The organism is Sporosarcina sp. FSL W8-0480, from assembly GCF_037963765.1.
In the GTDB taxonomy this organism is placed as follows: Bacteria; Bacillota; Bacilli; order Bacillales_A; family Planococcaceae; genus Sporosarcina.
The window spans coordinates 3099118-3117093 of record NZ_CP150166.1 but is presented as its reverse complement, the minus strand read 5'-3'; the positions used below and the strand labels follow the sequence as shown (position 1 = coordinate 3117093).

Sequence of the window (17976 nt, the reverse complement as noted above, 5' to 3'; positions counted from 1 at the left end):
AGCCAGTTTTATTAAGAACTGGCTCTGCCTGCTGAGGCTATCAATGCCCGCTTCTCCACGTAAAGTGGCAACGCTACGCAGCTTCTGTCCATTATGTCTATCCTTTATGCGTTAAGATGAGAATACATATGCTTCGCAGAACTGACGCCGGTTTTCATGGGTGCCAATCTTGTTTTCAAGGATGCTTTTTAACGAGTAATCAGAATCTGTACTTTGGTAAAGTCGCCGGTCTCTAAGCATGGCGAATGCCAATCGAAGAACTCGGTTTCCAATGGCGATGTAGGCTTGTCTTGGCTTCTTGCCTCGATCAATCAGTGCCAAGTAGTGCTTCCTTAGCTCCGGGTTGGAGACCGCGCATTTACTTCCAACCAAGTAGACTACCGAACGGAAATGTCTACGCCCTTGTTTGGAGATTCCTCCGTAGGTCGCTTTGTGCCCGCCCGACTGCTTAACGATGGGGTTAGTGCCTGCTAATTTGATCAGTTGCCCAGCGTGTGTGTAGTCGTCGATTGGTCCAATTTCTGCACGCAATTCTGCCGCCAAGACTTTCCCGATTCCAGGAATGCTTAGGAGGAGAGCCCCGTCAGTCGGAAGGAGAAGTTCTTCAATCTTCTTTTCCAGGTCACTGATCTTTTCTTTTAGGTTGTCTAACAGATCAAGAGTCACTTTCAGTTGATACAATTCGGCAGCGAGTTCTTCTTTCGGTTGGGAGATGGATTCTCTAGCGAACTCCAAAAGGCAGTCAACGGCTGTTTTTCTAAGCTTTAAATTCTCTTTCCGAGAAAGTTCGTAGAGACCTTCCTCTCCAAGGGTTAGGATATCTTCAGGGTGCGGGTGATGTCGCATTAAATATTGAACTGTCTTGGTTTCCATCGTGGAGAAGGGTTTTTTCTTCTGCTTTTTCCCATCCACCCATACGGTCTTTCCTTGGAATTCCCGGAAGATGGTATCCATTAAGGCAAACTGCTGGTTCGTCAGTCGAGTTCTTTGCGATACCAATTCCCTGCGAAAGCGCGTTAGCTTCTTTAACGTTCGCAGTTCCTTCCGCAAGCTTTTTGGTGGGTTGCCTCTTCCTTGGAGAATGGAATGGACAATGGCAACCAAGTCTAAATCATCGGTCTTTGACCAGTTCAACATGGATTCTCGTTCGATGGAAGTGGTAGCGGAGTTGATCACCCGGACAACATACCCTTTTTCGTGGCAAAGCCTCACCAAATCCTCATAATAATGAGCAGTTGTCTCAATGCCAACAACGACTTCATCCAGCCCATTCTTCTGGCATGTTTCCTCAATCTTCGCAACCAACAGCTGAAAACCCGAAAGGGAAGCATCTAATTCAAACGGCTTAACCACCACATCCTGATAGACATTTGCCATCATCACTTTGTGCGTATATTTGCCAATGTCGATAGCTACCACGAGAATCGTATGAGCCTTCCCGCTTCTTAGTAGTTCAATCCAATGACTTCCATTTTTCCCCGGTTTATGATTAAATAGCTGTACAGCCATCGTTTTCACTCCTTCATTGTAGTGGGATTGGGTTAAGGAAGTTCTGTGATTGGTACTTTCTATATACCCTGAAAACGATGGTTTTTTGCGTTTTAGAAGTTATATTACATAATAGGTTCTCATTGAATTCGGAATTGTTCCAGAACCTGGTGCCTTTCAATTATCGCATGGTTAATATTTAATTAAAATGTGGGGACATTTTGATGCTAACTTTTATGTAATAGAAAAAGCACCCCGTATAAGGTGCTCAAAACCATGTTTTATACAACTCGACAATCCAACGAAAAGTAAATATTAAAATAATTAAAATCAGAGGATAAATAGCCAATAAAAAATGTATAGTTTTAGTCTTACGATGGTAACTTACTATCTCTTGTTTATTGGATGACTTTAATTCTTCGCTGGATGTCATGTAGTCTATATCGTGATGATTCTCTTTTTCTATGAGGAGTTTCTCGTAATCTCGGTGAAGTCCTTTCACCGTTTCCATGTCGATGCTATCTAAATTTGTTTCTAATCTCTCTATTTTATTTAATAAAATATCTAAATGCTGATAATTCGTTTCAAAATTACCAGCTCTTTCTTTATAGTTTTTATTATTAAGAAACATCGTAAAGAAAGTTAAAGAGATTGACAGCACCAATAGAATTTGCACTGCATCGACGTTGTCTATAAACGCCACAGAAAACAGAAGAACTAAAACCGAATAAAAAGTAGTGATTTTCTCAAAGTATTCGTGTTTAGTCCTTAACCTTTTCGAGGCTATAATTCGAGATTTTCTAGTTATCTTGATTCTGCGCTTTAAATCATAAAACACATCCAAAATATCCACTCTCTTTGTTTTATGTTTTCCATTACAACCAAGGTTTACGTTGAATTGATTATTAATTCCCATAAAACAACCCCCCTACACTAATCATAGTGTAAAAAGAATCATCTGTCACTAAAGGAAAAGACACCTGTCAAACGGATGCCCCTCGTTTGTTTAATGTGTTAGCTTTCTATTAATGACATAAAAATCGACCGGAAGTTGATGTGATCTATTGTCCTTAAATTACCGCTTTTCTTGTCAATGTTAATTTATATTAGTAATGCGTAAAGAATGTCACAGCCGTGCGGATCATCGAACCACTGATTGCGGACGTGAAAGCTAATAAGTGTATAAGCGCGGGACAGATGACCATTGTTATCTAAATAAACGTTAAAACCATTAGAACAGAACATGTTCCAAGGGCTGTTTGTATTAGTTAAATTTTGTTCTCTCAAAGTACTCCATGGAATCGAATTAGTTCTAGAACCTGGTATTTTTTTGTTTACTCATCCCACTCATCCGCCAAATCCTTCATTTCAATCTTCACCTGAAAGCCTTCAAATGCCCGCAAAAGATGGCCGACTTCTTCCCATGTATATGGTTTGCCGTCTATGATGACGAGTGGTGCTTCGCTCTCGTTTTCATTATAGGACAGCAAGCCTTTCAAGTGATAGCCTTTAACGCTGATATACGGCCCACCACCAGGAAACTCTCCTTTTTCGAGATAAGTCTTTGACAGCCCCCGTTCGGTCTTTTCTTTAAGTTGGTCGAACAGTGCATGTTGATCGGCAATTAACTCCCCATCCACTGCAAATTCATAGCCGTGCTCCCATCTTTCGCGGGCAGTCAGCAAAATTGCTGTACCCGTGATCTGGCGTTCGACTTCGAAAATACGTTGAACACCATTTTCATCGTCCACGGAAAATGTCTTGGGCAGCTTGGGAAGGTCTACCCCGAACTCCTCCGCCATCCAAGCATTATAGCAATCCATACAAAGCGGCTTTCCGTCGAACTGTACGCGCACAGGGGAGATTCCACAAATTGTACATCCCATCCAAATCACTCCGTTTTTATCTTCATCTTATCACAAAGTCCTTGATTCACTAATCATAGTTTTAACAAGCAAATCTAAAGTTGCTTTCAAAATAAGTATTTCAGGTTCTAATTGAACTTGGAATTTTCCAGTGCTTGGTACCGATTTTAGCTTGGTGGTCGTCCGGTTAAATAGTTGCGAAAATGGAGTAGGGAAATGAAATATTCAGAAACTCATGATATAATTTAGAAAACTGGAATGGAGTCAATATGATTGTTGATTAATTATGATCCTAATCTACCCTTATATCATGGGACGATAGATTTATATTCCGATAGCGTTCTTAAACATGGGGTGAAGATATTTCCAAGGAAAAAAGGCGGAGTTGATTTTGGACCAGGTTTTTACTTGACAAGTAATTTTGAACAAGCCGAGAATTGGGCAAAACGGCGTACAGAAAAACCGATTCCTATTAAATCAATTCTGGAATTATCCAGTATAACAATCGGTGATTTTCTCGGTATGAAAAAGGATTTTCAACCCACTGTTCTCAAGTTTAGGATTAAGGATGCTGCCGAATGGGAAGAGTTAAACTATAAGGTATTCGGGGCTGAAGATTCGGTGTGGAGAGAATTTGTATGGAATATGCGCCAAGGGAATCAAGATCCCTTAAAATCTAAAGATTGGATTTATGGCCCTGTTGCTGACGGTGGTTTATTGTCAACGAATTTTAAGGATATAAAAGCATATCATAATAAGAATCAGTTAGCGGTATTAACGGATGAAGCTGCACAGCATTTGGAACTATTGGAGGTGGTAAAATGTTAAATACAAATAATACAAGCAGACTTCGCTATGAAGTTGATTTAATGGTTCAGCATATCACTACGGAATTGATAAATGAGTTTGGTAAAAGCAAAGAGGAAGCGATGCGAATAATTATTGACTCTCACGTGGAGGATTCTTTAATTAAAGATAAAATAGGTTTTCATGAATCCCCCTATAATTGGGCACTCAGCATATTAACTGATCAAAATGATTATGAAGCGTTGGAAAAACATTTTTATCAATAGGAAAGGAGAGGCCATGTGAAAAGTGGTTATATCTCCTTTCCTTTTTTGATACCGGTTTCTCGGGTGTTAGGATACCAGGTTCTCATTGAATTCGGAATCGTTTTAGAACCTGGTTCCGTTTTTTATTTAAGCGACAAATTTATGTTAGGCAGGACCATTTGTTCTCTAAAACTAACGGAACATAGAACCTTCTGCCACAATACCTTAAACACAATAGAAAACTGTATATACGTATGTGGTATAAACTCACAAGAAGCACCAACAATGAAAATCAATAGATCCATTTTTATCATATCCTCTCTAAGCTATCTTTCCAAACATAGAGCGACAGAGCTTGAATTACTCCCCCTTCACCTTTAAGATAATCAAAAAGAGATCAAAAGTACTATATTGTGGGTTTGGCTATCGCTTTCCTATCATTCTATTCAAGCGAATGGTTGTCTTATGTTTTTAGAATACAAGGTTCCCACTGGGTTCCGAATTGGTCCATAGTCGGTACCTTTTACCGATTTTAATATGAAAAAGATTCCGAGGCGAATTACGCCTATGGAATCTTTTTTTTGATGGTAGGTTCAGAATTAATATGGAAAAATACAAAAAACCTTCTACCCAAAAAAGAAATTTTGCATAACCCCCATTTAATCAATGAACCGCAAGTCTGTTAGGTTTGTCGTTGTTTTTTAAACTGAGGTTATAAATATTTACCCCCAAAAAACCCCTCAAATCCTCATTATTCCCCTTTTTAGAAAATTTACATAAAAATCAGTTTGCTGTATGGTGAAGGAAAATAAATAGGGGTGAGGTTGTGGGGTATGTATTGAGCGTTGGGCTGGAGGGGATGAAAGGGCATAAAGTGATGGTGGAAGCGAATGTGCGGGATGAGAAAGAGGCCATGCTTTCAGATGAGCAGGAACGATTCATCCAATCCAACAGCGAGGCTTCCATTTCAGTAGCGATCGATAGATTACCTACGGATAGCATCAGCGATTCATGGTAATAAGTTCGAGGTGGTTGCCGATGGCTAATAGGAAGAGGGGGTGGCATCCGAACGGCTTTTACCACATCATTGTCCGGGGCAACAATCGACAGAACATATTCAATACTGAACGAGATATGTATGAATATTTTAGGAACCTGAACTATGTAAATAGCAAATGCCCATTCGAATTGTATGCGTATTGCATCATGTCCAACCATGTCCATCTGCTGATTCGTTCACGCCTTGTTCCGCTTGGGAAAGTCATGATGCGACTCAATCGTCGGTACAGTGATTATTACCGCAAAAAATACAACTATGTCGGTCAAATTTATCAAAACAGGTATTACTCAAAAGAGATTGTCGACCCAATCGGTCTATTGAATGTTGGATCATATATACATAGGAACCCGATTGAAACAAAAGAGCCGATGGTCGATTCGATGGATCAGTATCGCTATTCATCCTACCAATATTATTTTTATGAACATAAAAGCCCCCATGTGTTTTTGAATTTGAAGTTATTGCCTTCCTTATTGCCGGTGGGGTGGGAGAAGACGGGGAGGGGATATGCGAGGTATTGTCGGGAGAGGGGGGAGGAAGGAAAGGAAGATTCAGTGCTGTTAGGTTCACATTGAATTCAAAATCGTTTCAGAACTGTTACTTTGAAAAATATCTGCTTAAATACGGTGCTTCTTTCTTTTCATTAAAAAAACATTTATACTTGCTATAATAGAGGTGATTCGGATGGATAAAGAACTGATGGATTTTTTAACAATGATGAACAGTAACATGGAAAAGGGCTTTAAAGAAGTGAAAAAGCAATTTTTAGAAGTAAATAGAAAGTTGGATGTTATAGAAGGACGGGTAACCCGTGGCTTTGATGAAACAGCTACTCTTTTTGAATCAGCTGATAAACGCTTTATTACACTTGCACAAAGCGACATTAAATATCTGAAGCATAAGATTGCTCAGTTAGATGAAGCTGTATTCCTATTACAGCCTGAACAGTAAATGTAGAAATTTCGAGTACCATGTTTCAGAATTGTTCTGAAACATGGTACTTTTTTTATGGAGCGGGTACCAGGTTCTCATCCTGGTATGAAACCAATTCCTTGAAGAGTACGTAGAAAAGCAACTATGAAAAGTAAGGGAGAACGGGAATGATAGTAAACCTAACACTTCGATTTATTTTAGAAATGTGTGGCCTAATTGCAGTGTCATACTGGGGCTTTCAAAGTGGTAGTGGTTTTCTAATGAAGTCTGTATTAGGCATTGGCTCACCTCTGTTAATGGCAATTGTTTGGGGTCTCTTTGTCTCGCCTAAGGCTCCTATGCAATTCAAAGGTTTTAGACGAGTAATACTTGAACTGATCATTTTTGGTATAGCGGCTTTAGCTTTATACGATGTTGGAAAGCAGTTGTTGGCAATTGTTTTTGGAATACTAACGGTAGTAAATAGTATTTTGGTGTACTTAGGGGAGCGGGGGGAGCGAGTACCAGGTTCTCATTGAATTCAGAATTGTTTTATAACCCGGTGCCGTACACTACGGGGCTCTGCAGGGAAGCGGGGCTTTTTAGGTGCCGGCAAGAGCAGCATTAATCCCGGGAAAAGCGCATTCTTTTGCCCAAGAGCTCATTAATCCCCGGGAAAAGCGCATTCTTTTGCCCAAGAGCGCATTAATCCCGGGAAAAGCGCATTCTTTTGCCCAAGAGCGCATTAATCGATTAAGTCCATATAATTGTGTAAATAGGAAAAGGCCTTTTCCATCCCTTGTGATAAAATGTTTTCAACCACGATAAACATTTGGAGGAATGGAAAATGGCCCAACTTAATTTTAACCTAGATATGGATGTTTTAAAAGACTCTGTGATGAATTCAAACATTGATGCTGTCGTCAAATCCACAATCGTTTTAGTCCTGAACGAATACATGGAAATGGAACGGGATGAGTACTTGAACGCTGCGTCCTACGAGCGTTCTGCCGACCGTGTAGATTATCGAAACGGATATTATGAGCGTGATTTTACCATGAGTATCGGAAAGATTACTTTGAAGGTTCCCCGTACTCGCCAAGGTGATTTCGCTCCCTCAGTCTTTGAAAGATATGCGCGATGTGACCAAGCCCTTGTTCTATCCATGCTTGAAATGGTTGTGAATGGGGTGTCAACACGAAAAGTCACCAAGATTGTTGAACAGCTTTGCGGTAAGAGTGTGTCAAAATCATTCGTTTCCTCCCTTACAGCGAAACTGGATCCCATTGTCAATGAATGGGCAAATCGTCCTTTGAATACAAACTTTTATCCTTACTTATTTGTGGACGCAATGTACATTAAAGTTAGGGAGCACAACCGTGTAGTCTCTAAAGCCGTCTACATCGCTTTGGGAGTGGACAAGGAAGGTCGTCGGGAAATCTTAGGGTTGAAAGTAGATCATAACGAAAGTTATAAGAGTTGGTCCTCCTTTTTCCAACATCTTATTTCAAGAGGTCTACAATCACCAAAACTGGTTGTTTCCGATGCCCATGAAGGTCTTAAAAAAGCCATTCAAGAGGATTTTTTAGGAACCTCTTGGCAGCGATGCAATGTCCACTTCAAACGCAACATCGTAGAAGCTTTCCCTAAAAAGGACAACCAGGAAGCAATCAGTCTACTAAAAAGCATATTTGCCGCAGAAGATATGGACACCGTGCGAAGTCTGAAAGAGCTGTTCTTTGAAAAGTACGAAGAGAATCCCAAGTACCAAAAAGCATTAAAAATACTTGACGAGGGATTTGAAGACTCAATCCAATACATGAATTTTCCTATCGCCCATCGCAAGTCGATACGAAGCACTAATGGTGTAGAAAGGCTGAATGAAGAGATCCGCAGGCGTGAAAGAGTTATCCGGATCTTCCCGAATACCCAATCCGCTTTTAGGTTGATTGGCGCCGTACTCATCAGTTATGTCGAATCAAATAAATACTGGAATAAACGATTGTTTACAGCTAAAAAGTCGTAAGACTTGATGCATCGTGAAGCAACTTGACTTGGAGCCTCTGCGGGCATGAGTCCCAAGCCAGGAAACCCAGCCGTTAGGGCTGGCTTTTCCCGCCAAGGCTATCATGTCCGCCTCTCCAAGTAAAGTTGCGAGATAGAGTTTCGTAGGCATATCCAGTATTGCCTAACATATTTGTAACGTCTTATATTAACCTGAAAACATTAAAGGGAATTTACACAAGACTAAGGACTTGACTCATTAATCCCGGGGAAGAGCGCATTCTTTCGCCCAAGAGCGCATTAATCCCGGGGAAGAGCGCATTCTTTCGCACAAGAGTGCATTAATCCCGGGGAAGAGCGCATTCTTTCGCCCAAGAGCGCATTAATCCCGGGGAAGAGCGCATTGTTTCGCCCAAGAGCTCATTAATCCCCGGGAAGAGCGCATTCTTTCGTGCAAGATCTCAACTACCGCAAATTCCTCACCAAAAACCCACCATTAAACGTAGTCGGTTCATAGGAGATGATAAATGCCCTTGGTGCCAATTCTAAAATGGTGCTCCGAAGTTTTTGCTCATCTCTTCGCTTGGCAAGGACCTTCATCACAAGCCGCTTGCCATCCTTTCCATCTGCAAACCATGATGTTACACCGTAGTTTTTCTCGCGTAAATAGCGGCAGATGTCCGTGTCGGTGTCATTTACGACGACCTCGAATACTGTATACCCTAACGCAAGCTTTTTCTCAATCCGGCTTCCGACATATACACCAAGCCCCCAACCGAAACAGTATGCGGCAATATTGATTGGATTATCGAGATTGTCTAACACCAATTTCAGCCCCATTAAATAGACAAACACTTCAACCATCGAAACGACTGAGGCAATGACCCGAAGTCCTTTGAATGTAAACAGGACGCGCAACGTGAATAACGAGACGTACGTCAAGTTAATGACGATTATCGTAAGAATTATGGACAGCATACGTTTCCCCTACTCTGTTATTAGTTAAAACTGCATACTTTCGAAATCCCGAGGATACTCGGTGATTGAGCGGCTGCCGTTTTCCGTTAAGATGACTGTATCGGAATGTCTGAATCCACCTACGCCGGGCACATAAATTCCCGGCTCAATCGTGTAGACCATCCCTTCTTGTAAAACCAAATCATTATCAAATCGCAAATAGGGCTCTTCATGTTCCGACAGGCCAAGTCCATGACCGACACGGTGTTGAACAAATTCCGCATAGCCGGCTTTTCTAAACACTTCAAATGTAGCGATGTCGACATCCCTCGCTAAAATACCGGGTCGGATTAATTCCATTCCGACTTGCTGGGCTTCAATCGCCAACTTCAGTAAATCCTTCTGCTTTTCCGTCACGTTCCCGATTAAAAACGTCCGTTCATTCTCCGCACGATAGTTGTTGAACCATACTTGTCGGCTATGGACGACAACGTCACCGTCCGCAAATTTCCGAGTGCTTGAATACAAATGGGGCATCTCGCTCCGCACAACACCCGAGCATGTCCAATCGGCATATCCGATCAATTCATCCTGATATTTCTGTGAAGCAACTTCAAGCAGCAAACGATCACCATAGGCATCAAATTCAAGTTCACTCATCCCGATGCTGACATGCTTCAAAGATTCCCCAATTGCCAAATCGGATAAATGGCCGGCAACTTTCAACAGCTCTATTTCATGTGAATCTTTGATGGAGCGCATCTCTGTCACTTTTGCACCAATATCGACAAGGACAAATCCCTTCTCTTGTAAATACATATAAATGGACGCTGGTAAAACACCTATCTCTACACCGACCTTACTACCATTAGGAAGGGTTGATAGTATTTGAGTTAAATGATCCACATACGTCAACACCCGATCACGAAACCCATATTGCTCGTAATACACATGAGTTCGATCGACACTGGCCATTTGCGCGGCATGAGCTTCTTCAAGCCCTGGAATGATCAATTGAATTTCATTTCCGTCGATCAACGTAACAATCGGTCGGGAATAGGAAATCGCGCGAAACCCAGTTAGATAAAACTGATTATCAGGCTCATAGACAAGCGTTACGTCCACTCCGTTTTCATACATATAGCTCCTGATTTCTTCAATTCTCTTTTGAACTACCATAGGAAGAACCTCCGACTCTTGATTAATATATAATCATGATTATTGATTTGCACATAAGAACGTGGAAAGGGGACTATTACTAGTCGCCTTCCCACATCACTTATACAAAATCTCTTGGAATTTCAGTTTTCCATGTACGGTTGAAAACTTCTTTTTCCCCTTCATAGGCTATCAATTGGTTCATCAAAATGAAGTTCTTTTCATCCGCCGTCATGACGCTTGTCGTTTCAAGGCTTGTTTGCCAGTCATCCCTTCCGACTGTTAACGTCCAATCACACTGGACTTTTGCGGATAACGGTTCTCCTTCTTCAATTGTGAAGACATTACGGTTTGTACTGCCGTATTCAATGCCGTTGCAATGAAGTTTCCTTGCACCTTCATCTGAGAAATCATCAAGGATCCACTCATTTGACACGACATCATGTGAAATGACTCGAGTCCGTTTCGCCTCCCGTAAAATATCCTTTTCCCAAACCGCTGCCGTTTCCGGTTGTTGGAATGGCTTTAATTCAAAATCAATTGCTTTCGGTTCCCGAACAGGCAACGACAGGTATGTCTTTTCCGAAGGATAGACAGTGAGTGTCGCTTCTTCGGGGGATGGCCATGCGTGTGGCCAGTATGTTGGTGAAATCGCCAATTGCCAACGATGCCCCTTGTCCAATGTGTGGCCAATTACATTCATTTCAACAGTGACTTCGTATTTTTTTCCCGGTTCAAGATGCTCCGGAAACTCATGGCTATTCCTATGCGTCAGGTTCAATAATCCCCAAGTCACCCGTGTCGATGAACCATCGGGAGCTACATCATTCAAACGTACAGAGAGCAATGCATTCGGTTTATTGGATGAAAGCTCAACATGGAATGTCGGATGCCCTAAAATATGGACGGGTTCTTCAACCGGTTCAGAATCGAATACGACCGCATAGCCGTTTTCATTCCGTTGGTCACCTGGCAAATCACCCGGCTGGCCGAATGGACAGAATACACCGGCATGAAGACCGTGTTGTTGAACACTTTCCACTTTAATGTCTTTTCCATTTTCCACCTGTGCAATTAATTCGGAACCGCCCAAGTAATAGCGTTTATCTTCCAAAGCGGTTGGCGGCCATTGTTCTTCAGCCACCCAGTGACCCGGTCTTACGAAGTAATCGGTTTGCGGCGGAACGCCATCCTGAATCCAAGCCCGTAACATCGGTTCATCCATAATGCCGGTATCAATGCCCTTTAGCCACTGGTCCCACCAGCGAAGACATTCTTGGAGAAATCCGATTTGTGGTCCCGGAACGGCCATTTCAGGATATTCATGTGCCCATGGGCCAATCAACCCTTTACGTGGACCTTTTAAACCTTCAAGCAATCTAGGAACGGCATTCGTATATCCGTCTGCCCAACCACCGACCGCATATACCGGTATGTCGATGTCCTCGTAGTTTTCACATACTGAGCCATGCTTCCAATAATCGTCACGTCGCTGGTGTCTTACCCATTCCTCCACGAAAGGCGGTGTTTTATCCAACCGCTCCAACCAATTATCCCGCCATGAATCCCCGACGACCTCTGGATCTGCGGGACGTGCATTGTATGCAAGCATCGTGGACGCCCACCAAAGCATATCCGACGCAAGCATCGCCCCGCCTTTGTAGTGGACATCATCTGCATAACGATCATCTGTCGAACAAAGTGTAATGACCGCTTTTAATGAAGGATGGCGCCTCGCAGCCACTTGGAGACCATTAAAACCGCCCCATGATTTACCGATCATGCCGATGCCGCCTGTAAACCAAGGTTGTTCGGATATCCAAGTGAGGACTTCCAAGGCATCATCCTGTTCCTGTTTCAAATATTCATCATACATAATTCCTTCCGAGTCACCAGATCCCCTCAAGTCAACCCGGATACTTGCATACCCGTGACCTGCAAAATACGGGTGCCGCAAAGAATCTCGAAGTGCAGTGAAGTCATCCTTTCGATACGGGATGTATTCAAGGATCGCTGGAACGGGATTATCCACCGCATCTTCCGGCAACCAAATACGTGCTGAAAGCCGTGTGCCGTCTGACATCGGTATCCAAATATTATTCATCTCCGTAACTTTCCTTGGAAACTCTGTACGAATTATTCGGTTTGACTCACGAACGTTAAAAACCATTATGAAACCCTCCTTGGTGATATCCTGCTTAAGCTTTTGGAAAATCCTGCTTCAGCCATCTTAATAAAGATACGACGAGCAAGAGATAGAAAATATAAATCGGAACTGAAACGACTATCGCTGAAGTTTGAATGACCCGTAATCCGCCGATCAGCAGCAATGAAATCGAAATCGTTGCAAGGATTGCTCCCCATACCATGCGATGCCATCTTGCGGGCTCCTGTCCATCTCCAAGTTCTTTTGTTGCGATTGCAGCAAGAATATATGTCGCAGAGTCCATCGATGTAGAAAGGAAGATGACAGCAAGTACGACGAAGAATGGCAATACAATTGCACTTAACGGCAATGATTTCAAGACGGCTACGACTGCAGCTGGACCACCGCTATCAGCCAAAATATCTTTTATCGGAATGATATCTTGCAACTGTAAATTCATTGTGTATCCGCCGAACACCATGAAGTAAATCCAACCGCCAATCGAACCCCATAGAAGCATATGGACGATCAATTCCCGGATTGTCCGCCCTTTTGAAATCCTTGCAACAAATAGACCCAAGAACGGTGCGGTTGCCGCAAACCATGCCCAATAGAAAACTGTCCAACCTTGAGGGAATCCGCCCTTGCCAATCGGATCCGTAGAGAAACTCATCATTGCAAAGTTTTGGATCATCAAACCGAAACTGTTTGTAAAATAGGTCAGGATGAACAATGTCGGTCCGGCTATGAAGACAAAAATTGCAAGCGCCAATGCGAGGTAGACGTTCAAATCACTCAAACGGCGGATCCCTTTATGAAGACCTAAGTAAGCACTCGCTGAATAAATGACTGTAATACAAATAACGATAATCGCGTCCAAAGTCAGGGATTGCTCAATGCCAAAGATACTGCCAACAACCGCCGATACCATCGGCACCCCTAATCCAAGTGAAGTTCCGAGTCCACCGACCAGACTCCAAATGACAAGTATATCGATAAATTTCCCAAGCCAACCGTCCGCATATTTCCCAAGCGCACCGCTAAGCGCCACACTCATTTTTAAAGACGGACGTTTCTTGATGAAATACGAGTACGCAATGACGACCGTCGGAAAAGCGTATAGCGACCATGCTGAGATGCCCCAATGGAATAACCCATACGTCAATGCCCACTCAGCAGCTTCATTACTTTCCGGTTCAATCCCGAATGGTGGCCCCGTAAAGTAGAAAATGGGCTCCATCATTGACCAATACATGATGCTTGTCCCCATACCTGCGGTGAAAAGCATTGCTCCCCAGCTAAACGATGAAAACTCAGGCTTGCCTTCTCCTAATTTGATTTTTCCATATCGGCTGAATGCCAACCAGATTAATAAGACGAATAAACCAATTGTTAAGAACTGAAATGCCCAGTCCATCTTAAACGTAATTGACGTCATCAAATTATCCAAATAAGGTTCCGCCGTCGACCGGTTGACAACAAGCAAAATTGTTGCAGCTACAATCGCGACGATAGATGCCCAAAAGATAAATGGATCGATTCGAACCCGCTTCATTTTCACCACTCCCATTTTTAATTTCTAACACTAGTACTTGGTCATCATCCACCACTGCAACCGCTTTCAACAAAACATCGATTGTTGCTTGTTGAAAAAACTTGTTGCACTAATTTTATATGACACCAATAATCAGATAAGATATACTAATCATGATTATTTATTAATGATGATTATTCTATCACAGTAAAATAGTAAGAACAATCGAATTCTCGAAAAACAAATATGTAAATATTGTATACTGATATAAAATGAGAATTGTATAAACGAAAAGACGGGGTGTAAAGGTATGGGCAATAAAAAAATTCAAATGAGTAGAATGTGGAAGTATTTCATCGAAGCAACCGTTGAAATTATAGAGGAAGAAGGCATCGATCAAGTAACCATTCGGAAAGTCGCCGACCGTGCCGGATACAACAGTGCCACCATTTACAACTATTTTAAAGAAGTGTCACATCTGATCTTCTTCGCATCCATGAAGCTACTGAAAGGATATACGGACGACGTCTCGGTCTATATGAACAGGGGAAAGACCCCTTTGGAGAAATATATTCTATCATGGGAGTGTTTCTGCAAACATTCCTTCCAGCAACCCGCCATTTTCCACGCGGTATTCATCATGGATCTCGACGACCATCCCGAAACGCTGATCGAACGCTATTACGAAATGTACCCATCGGACCTGATCCACATCCCCGATGAATTGAAACCGATCCTCTTTGAACGGAACGTAACAAAACGCGGGAAATCACTACTGCAGCAAGCGGCAAAAGAAGGACAAATCAACGAGCAATTAGTCGATTCTCTCAACGAAATGACAATATTGCTATGGCAAGGGATGCTAACAAATATATTAAACAATCGAATGGACTACACATTGGAAGAAGCCGAGCAGAAAACAATGGAATATATTCAGCAAATTATTGAGAATGCGGCATGAGCGTTTTGTAAAGGTACCTCAAAAACAAAGAGGTTTGGTATTTCCGTGTCGGGTGTGAAGAAAAGGCGGGAACAGTTGTTACGGAAAATGCGGGAGGTGTTTTAGGTACGTGTGCACGGCTGAATTGTAACTAACGTCAAAATGGCCCCCGTCAATAAATTGATAGGGGCCATTCGTTTTGCTTACTTTCATACAGCATCAGAACGATTTAATTTCATACGTATCTAATACAAATTGTGGAATTAAGAAACGTGCTGTCATTAAGGGGTCAACCACTTGGCTGATTTGCGCCTGACCAACTGCGCTCATCAGCATAGCAGCGTCTTCGAGACTTAAATCCGTGTTGTCCTTTAGGAAGTGGACGGCTTGTTTCGTTGCTTCTTTAACTGAGTCGTCCAATGTTTCCTTTGAAACAATGAAAGAAATACCTTCTTCATATTTTACGATTGGATGTTCAATGGTGTGGTCTTTTACTACTTCGATCTTCAAGACAGCGGAGCCCGCAATCTCTACTCCGGTTCCGCAGATTTCACCGTCACCCATTGCTCCGTGAAAATCTCCTAAGGCAAGCAAGGCCCCGTCGACAAAAACAGGTAAATACAGGACGGATTCTTCTTTAATAATCGTAGTATCCATATTTCCACCATGTGAATCAGGTGTGCCGCAAGGAATATCTTTGTGTTCCGGTGCCACACCGATCACGCCGATCATCTTAGTGATAGGAAATGAAAGTTTATTATTGAAGATGACTTGATCGTCTTTAATCTGAACGATCCTTTTGGTCATTTCGCCAATTTCATCGCCTAACATCCCGAGATTAGGTCCTGTTAGTAGTACTCCTTGGTTATCAATATTGATCTTTTCGATTGTAATCTTTAGTGTATCGCCTTTTTTCGCTTGATTTACGTAAATGGGACCTGTGGCTGGGTTAACCCGATTCCAATCAAGTGCCTCAATCGTATCCTTTTCCTCCCGAATTTGATTGGACAGTCCATCCATCGTTTCGACTTCGATCGTTTCACCGCTGTCTACATAAATAGCCGGTTCGTTGTTTTTTGAGAATGCGAAAATTGTATTATCCTTAGCTGAAAGTTTCTTCATAGATATCCCTACTTTCACTTTTTAATAGATTGTAAATATCCCTCGTACGACTTTTGAGTCTTCTCGTCCGGCCCTTTTGTGGCTAAGCTGACAATGATCAGAGTTAATGTACTCAATATGATGGCAGGTATTAACTCGTAAACATAGTCGGACAAACCGCTATAATACCAGATCAGGTTCACAACCATTCCGACAATCATACTCCAAACGGCGCCTTTATAGTTAAGCTTTTTCCAATAAAGAGATGCAAGTATAAAGGGACCGAAACTTGCTGCCAAACCACCCCAAGCAAACAGTGCGACTTCGAAGACTACTCCGCCAGCCATGGACATGACGAATGCAAGGACACCAATTACAAAAACAGAAATTCTTTCTACAATTAATGAATTTTGGTTTTCCTTTTTAAACTTCCGATAGACATTAGTAGATACAGAAGCCCCAGCTACTAACAAATATGCACTAACTGATGATAAAATGGCGGCCATCACAGCGGCTGCGAATAATCCAATGGTGTTGCTTGAAAACAATACCTTTGTCATGGCGAGAAATACCGTTTCAGGATCCGCAATGTCAGGGGCAAGCACTCGACCAATCATACCGATGAGTACTGCTCCATACGTTGTAAGCGCTATCCAAGTAATTGCAATTACTGTGGAATGTCTTGTCTCATCTGGATTTTTAATGGCCATGAAACTTGTCAGGACATGCGGCTGCCCTGGATAGCCGACTCCGATTCCCAATCCACTAATTACGAAACCGAATATTGCAAAGGCCGCCGCATCACCGCCCGTAAAGGTCAACATATTCGGATCAATCGACTGAATTGAATCGAAAAGATTATTCACCCCACCAATCGATAGGATACCAGCTATTGGAACAACAAGAAGTGCAATCAACATTATTGTCCCCTGTATCAAGTTGCTCCAACTCACCGCCAGATAGCCACCTAAAAACGTATAAATTAAGACGACGATTAAAGAAATAACAATACCGGTTGTATATGTTAATCCAAATGCCTCCGTAAGAAGCTTACCACTACCGATAATCTCCGCTGATGCATTAATGATCATAAATAAAACAATAATAATGGCAGATAAAATAGCAATCAGGCCTTTTTTATCGTTTACCCTCTTTTCGAAAAACTCGGCAAGTGAAACCGCATCATAATGCGCAGTAATTGTTCTAAGTCGATTAGCAACAACTGTCCAGTTGAATAATGACCCAAGAATCAAACCGAACAGTGTCCAAATCGCCCCATACCCAGAAATAAAAGCTAATCCCGGCAAACCTAATAATAACCAACCACTCATATCAGAAGACGATGCGGAAATTGCCGTCACCCATTTATTGTTTGTCCGTCCCGCTAATGAATAGTCAACAGATGACTTCGTTTTAGAGTATGTAATAAAACCAATCACCAATAACATTACAATATAAAAACTAAAAATAATGACGTTAAACAAATCTATCCCCCCTAATCTAATCTACTTTACTTCCTTTCTACGACTTTAGGCTTTGTTTGGTAGAAAAAAATAATTGACCCCAAAATGCCAATTACGGCTGGACTTAAAAAAATGATTGTTTTCAACCAAATATCCAATTCATCTCAACTCCTTCGTAATACGAAATATATATCCAAATATATAAGAAAAAAGGCGGAATGTCAATAATAGTGCCGCTTTTCGGTGTTTGTACATTTTTGTCATAACCCAAAAGAGTCAATTGTTATTTTTTTATA

Annotated in this window: 17 protein-coding genes; 8 read left to right on the top strand and 9 right to left on the bottom strand. The window is 41.9% G+C overall.

Annotated elements, in window-relative coordinates; all coding sequences use genetic code 11:
* Positions 1-111: 111 nt before the first annotated feature.
* The 3 genes from NSQ43_RS15800 to NSQ43_RS15790 form a co-directional block, all read right to left on the bottom strand.
* Entirely contained in the window at positions 112-1509 is a 1398-nt protein-coding gene (locus NSQ43_RS15800) for an IS110 family transposase (protein ID WP_339251748.1), read from the bottom strand.
* Positions 1510-1756: 247 nt separating this feature from the next.
* Positions 1757-2404 (bottom strand): SLATT domain-containing protein, encoded by a 648-nt coding sequence (locus tag NSQ43_RS15795; protein ID WP_339251747.1) that lies wholly within the window; start codon positions 2402-2404, stop codon positions 1757-1759.
* A 418-nt stretch (positions 2405-2822) separates the two neighbouring features.
* The gene (locus NSQ43_RS15790) at positions 2823-3374 is read right to left on the bottom strand and encodes a hypothetical protein (RefSeq protein ID WP_339251745.1); all 552 of its coding nucleotides are present in this window, start codon (positions 3372-3374) and stop codon (positions 2823-2825) included.
* A gap of 252 nt (positions 3375-3626) precedes the next feature.
* Between NSQ43_RS15790 and NSQ43_RS15785 the strand changes: the two genes are divergently transcribed.
* From NSQ43_RS15785 to NSQ43_RS15755, 7 genes are all read left to right on the top strand, one after another.
* Positions 3627-4181, top strand: a complete 555-nt coding sequence (locus tag NSQ43_RS15785; protein WP_339251743.1) for a DUF3990 domain-containing protein — start codon at positions 3627-3629, stop codon at positions 4179-4181.
* On the top strand, positions 4175-4426 hold the full coding sequence (locus NSQ43_RS15780) for a hypothetical protein (protein ID WP_339251741.1): 252 nt from the start codon (positions 4175-4177) through the stop codon (positions 4424-4426). The genes NSQ43_RS15785 and NSQ43_RS15780 overlap by 7 nt, the downstream gene beginning before the upstream one ends.
* An 805-nt stretch (positions 4427-5231) precedes the next feature.
* Positions 5232-5423, top strand: coding sequence for a hypothetical protein (locus NSQ43_RS15775; RefSeq protein ID WP_339251739.1), 192 nt, complete (start codon positions 5232-5234; stop codon positions 5421-5423).
* 20 nt (positions 5424-5443) lie between these two features.
* The gene (locus tag NSQ43_RS15770; RefSeq protein ID WP_339251737.1) at positions 5444-6040 is read left to right on the top strand and encodes a transposase; all 597 of its coding nucleotides are present in this window, start codon (positions 5444-5446) and stop codon (positions 6038-6040) included.
* 109 nt (positions 6041-6149) lie between these two features.
* On the top strand, positions 6150-6416 hold the full coding sequence (locus NSQ43_RS15765; protein WP_339251735.1) for a hypothetical protein: 267 nt from the start codon (positions 6150-6152) through the stop codon (positions 6414-6416).
* A 149-nt stretch (positions 6417-6565) separates the two neighbouring features.
* Positions 6566-6916, top strand: a complete 351-nt coding sequence (locus tag NSQ43_RS15760) for a YrdB family protein (RefSeq protein WP_339251733.1) — start codon at positions 6566-6568, stop codon at positions 6914-6916.
* A gap of 308 nt (positions 6917-7224) precedes the next feature.
* The gene (locus tag NSQ43_RS15755) at positions 7225-8403 is read left to right on the top strand and encodes an IS256 family transposase (RefSeq protein ID WP_339250818.1); all 1179 of its coding nucleotides are present in this window, start codon (positions 7225-7227) and stop codon (positions 8401-8403) included.
* A 443-nt stretch (positions 8404-8846) separates the two neighbouring features.
* On the opposite strand, the gene NSQ43_RS15750 is transcribed toward NSQ43_RS15755, so the two are convergent.
* From NSQ43_RS15750 to NSQ43_RS15735, 4 genes are all read right to left on the bottom strand, one after another.
* A complete protein-coding gene (locus NSQ43_RS15750) occupies positions 8847-9359 on the bottom strand; it encodes a DUF2179 domain-containing protein (protein WP_339251731.1) in 513 nt (170 codons plus the stop codon).
* A gap of 24 nt (positions 9360-9383) precedes the next feature.
* Positions 9384-10517, bottom strand: coding sequence for a Xaa-Pro peptidase family protein (locus NSQ43_RS15745; RefSeq protein ID WP_339251729.1), 1134 nt, complete (start codon positions 10515-10517; stop codon positions 9384-9386).
* 100 nt (positions 10518-10617) lie between these two features.
* Positions 10618-12666 carry a CocE/NonD family hydrolase gene (locus tag NSQ43_RS15740; protein ID WP_339251728.1) on the bottom strand — a complete coding sequence of 683 codons (2049 nt, stop codon included), beginning with the start codon at positions 12664-12666 and terminating at the stop codon, positions 10618-10620.
* A gap of 28 nt (positions 12667-12694) precedes the next feature.
* On the bottom strand, positions 12695-14197 hold the full coding sequence (locus NSQ43_RS15735) for a BCCT family transporter (RefSeq protein ID WP_339251726.1): 1503 nt from the start codon (positions 14195-14197) through the stop codon (positions 12695-12697).
* 289 nt (positions 14198-14486) lie between these two features.
* On the opposite strand from NSQ43_RS15735, the gene NSQ43_RS15730 reads away from it, so the two are divergent.
* Complete coding sequence (locus tag NSQ43_RS15730; protein ID WP_339251723.1) at positions 14487-15137, top strand: TetR/AcrR family transcriptional regulator; 651 nt, start codon at positions 14487-14489, stop codon at positions 15135-15137.
* A 198-nt stretch (positions 15138-15335) separates the two neighbouring features.
* Here the strand turns inward: NSQ43_RS15730 and NSQ43_RS15725 are convergent, their stop codons facing one another.
* Together NSQ43_RS15725 and NSQ43_RS15720 are read right to left on the bottom strand one after the other, a co-directional pair.
* The gene (locus NSQ43_RS15725; RefSeq protein ID WP_339251721.1) at positions 15336-16238 is read right to left on the bottom strand and encodes an acetamidase/formamidase family protein; all 903 of its coding nucleotides are present in this window, start codon (positions 16236-16238) and stop codon (positions 15336-15338) included.
* A 14-nt stretch (positions 16239-16252) separates the two neighbouring features.
* Positions 16253-17701, bottom strand: a complete 1449-nt coding sequence (locus NSQ43_RS15720) for a sodium/proline symporter (protein WP_339251719.1) — start codon at positions 17699-17701, stop codon at positions 16253-16255.
* Positions 17702-17976: the final 275 nt, after the last annotated feature.

Excerpts from the sequence above, each read along its gene's own strand:
- NSQ43_RS15800 (WP_339251748.1), bottom strand. The coding sequence starts at position 1,509 with ATGGCTGTACAGCTATTTAATCATAAACCGGGGAAAAATGGAAGTCAT.
- NSQ43_RS15795 (WP_339251747.1), bottom strand. The coding sequence starts at position 2,404 with ATGGGAATTAATAATCAATTCAACGTAAACCTTGGTTGTAATGGAAAA.
- NSQ43_RS15790 (WP_339251745.1), bottom strand. The coding sequence starts at position 3,374 with ATGGGATGTACAATTTGTGGAATCTCCCCTGTGCGCGTACAGTTCGAC.
- NSQ43_RS15780 (WP_339251741.1), top strand. The coding sequence starts at position 4,175 with ATGTTAAATACAAATAATACAAGCAGACTTCGCTATGAAGTTGATTTA.
- NSQ43_RS15770 (WP_339251737.1), top strand. The coding sequence starts at position 5,444 with ATGGCTAATAGGAAGAGGGGGTGGCATCCGAACGGCTTTTACCACATC.
- NSQ43_RS15765 (WP_339251735.1), top strand. The coding sequence starts at position 6,150 with ATGGATAAAGAACTGATGGATTTTTTAACAATGATGAACAGTAACATG.
- NSQ43_RS15760 (WP_339251733.1), top strand. The coding sequence starts at position 6,566 with ATGATAGTAAACCTAACACTTCGATTTATTTTAGAAATGTGTGGCCTA.
- NSQ43_RS15755 (WP_339250818.1), top strand. The coding sequence starts at position 7,225 with ATGGCCCAACTTAATTTTAACCTAGATATGGATGTTTTAAAAGACTCT.
- NSQ43_RS15750 (WP_339251731.1), bottom strand. The coding sequence starts at position 9,359 with ATGCTGTCCATAATTCTTACGATAATCGTCATTAACTTGACGTACGTC.
- NSQ43_RS15745 (WP_339251729.1), bottom strand. The coding sequence starts at position 10,517 with ATGGTAGTTCAAAAGAGAATTGAAGAAATCAGGAGCTATATGTATGAA.
- NSQ43_RS15740 (WP_339251728.1), bottom strand. The coding sequence starts at position 12,666 with ATGGTTTTTAACGTTCGTGAGTCAAACCGAATAATTCGTACAGAGTTT.
- NSQ43_RS15735 (WP_339251726.1), bottom strand. The coding sequence starts at position 14,197 with ATGAAGCGGGTTCGAATCGATCCATTTATCTTTTGGGCATCTATCGTC.
- NSQ43_RS15730 (WP_339251723.1), top strand. The coding sequence starts at position 14,487 with ATGGGCAATAAAAAAATTCAAATGAGTAGAATGTGGAAGTATTTCATC.
- NSQ43_RS15725 (WP_339251721.1), bottom strand. The coding sequence starts at position 16,238 with ATGAAGAAACTTTCAGCTAAGGATAATACAATTTTCGCATTCTCAAAA.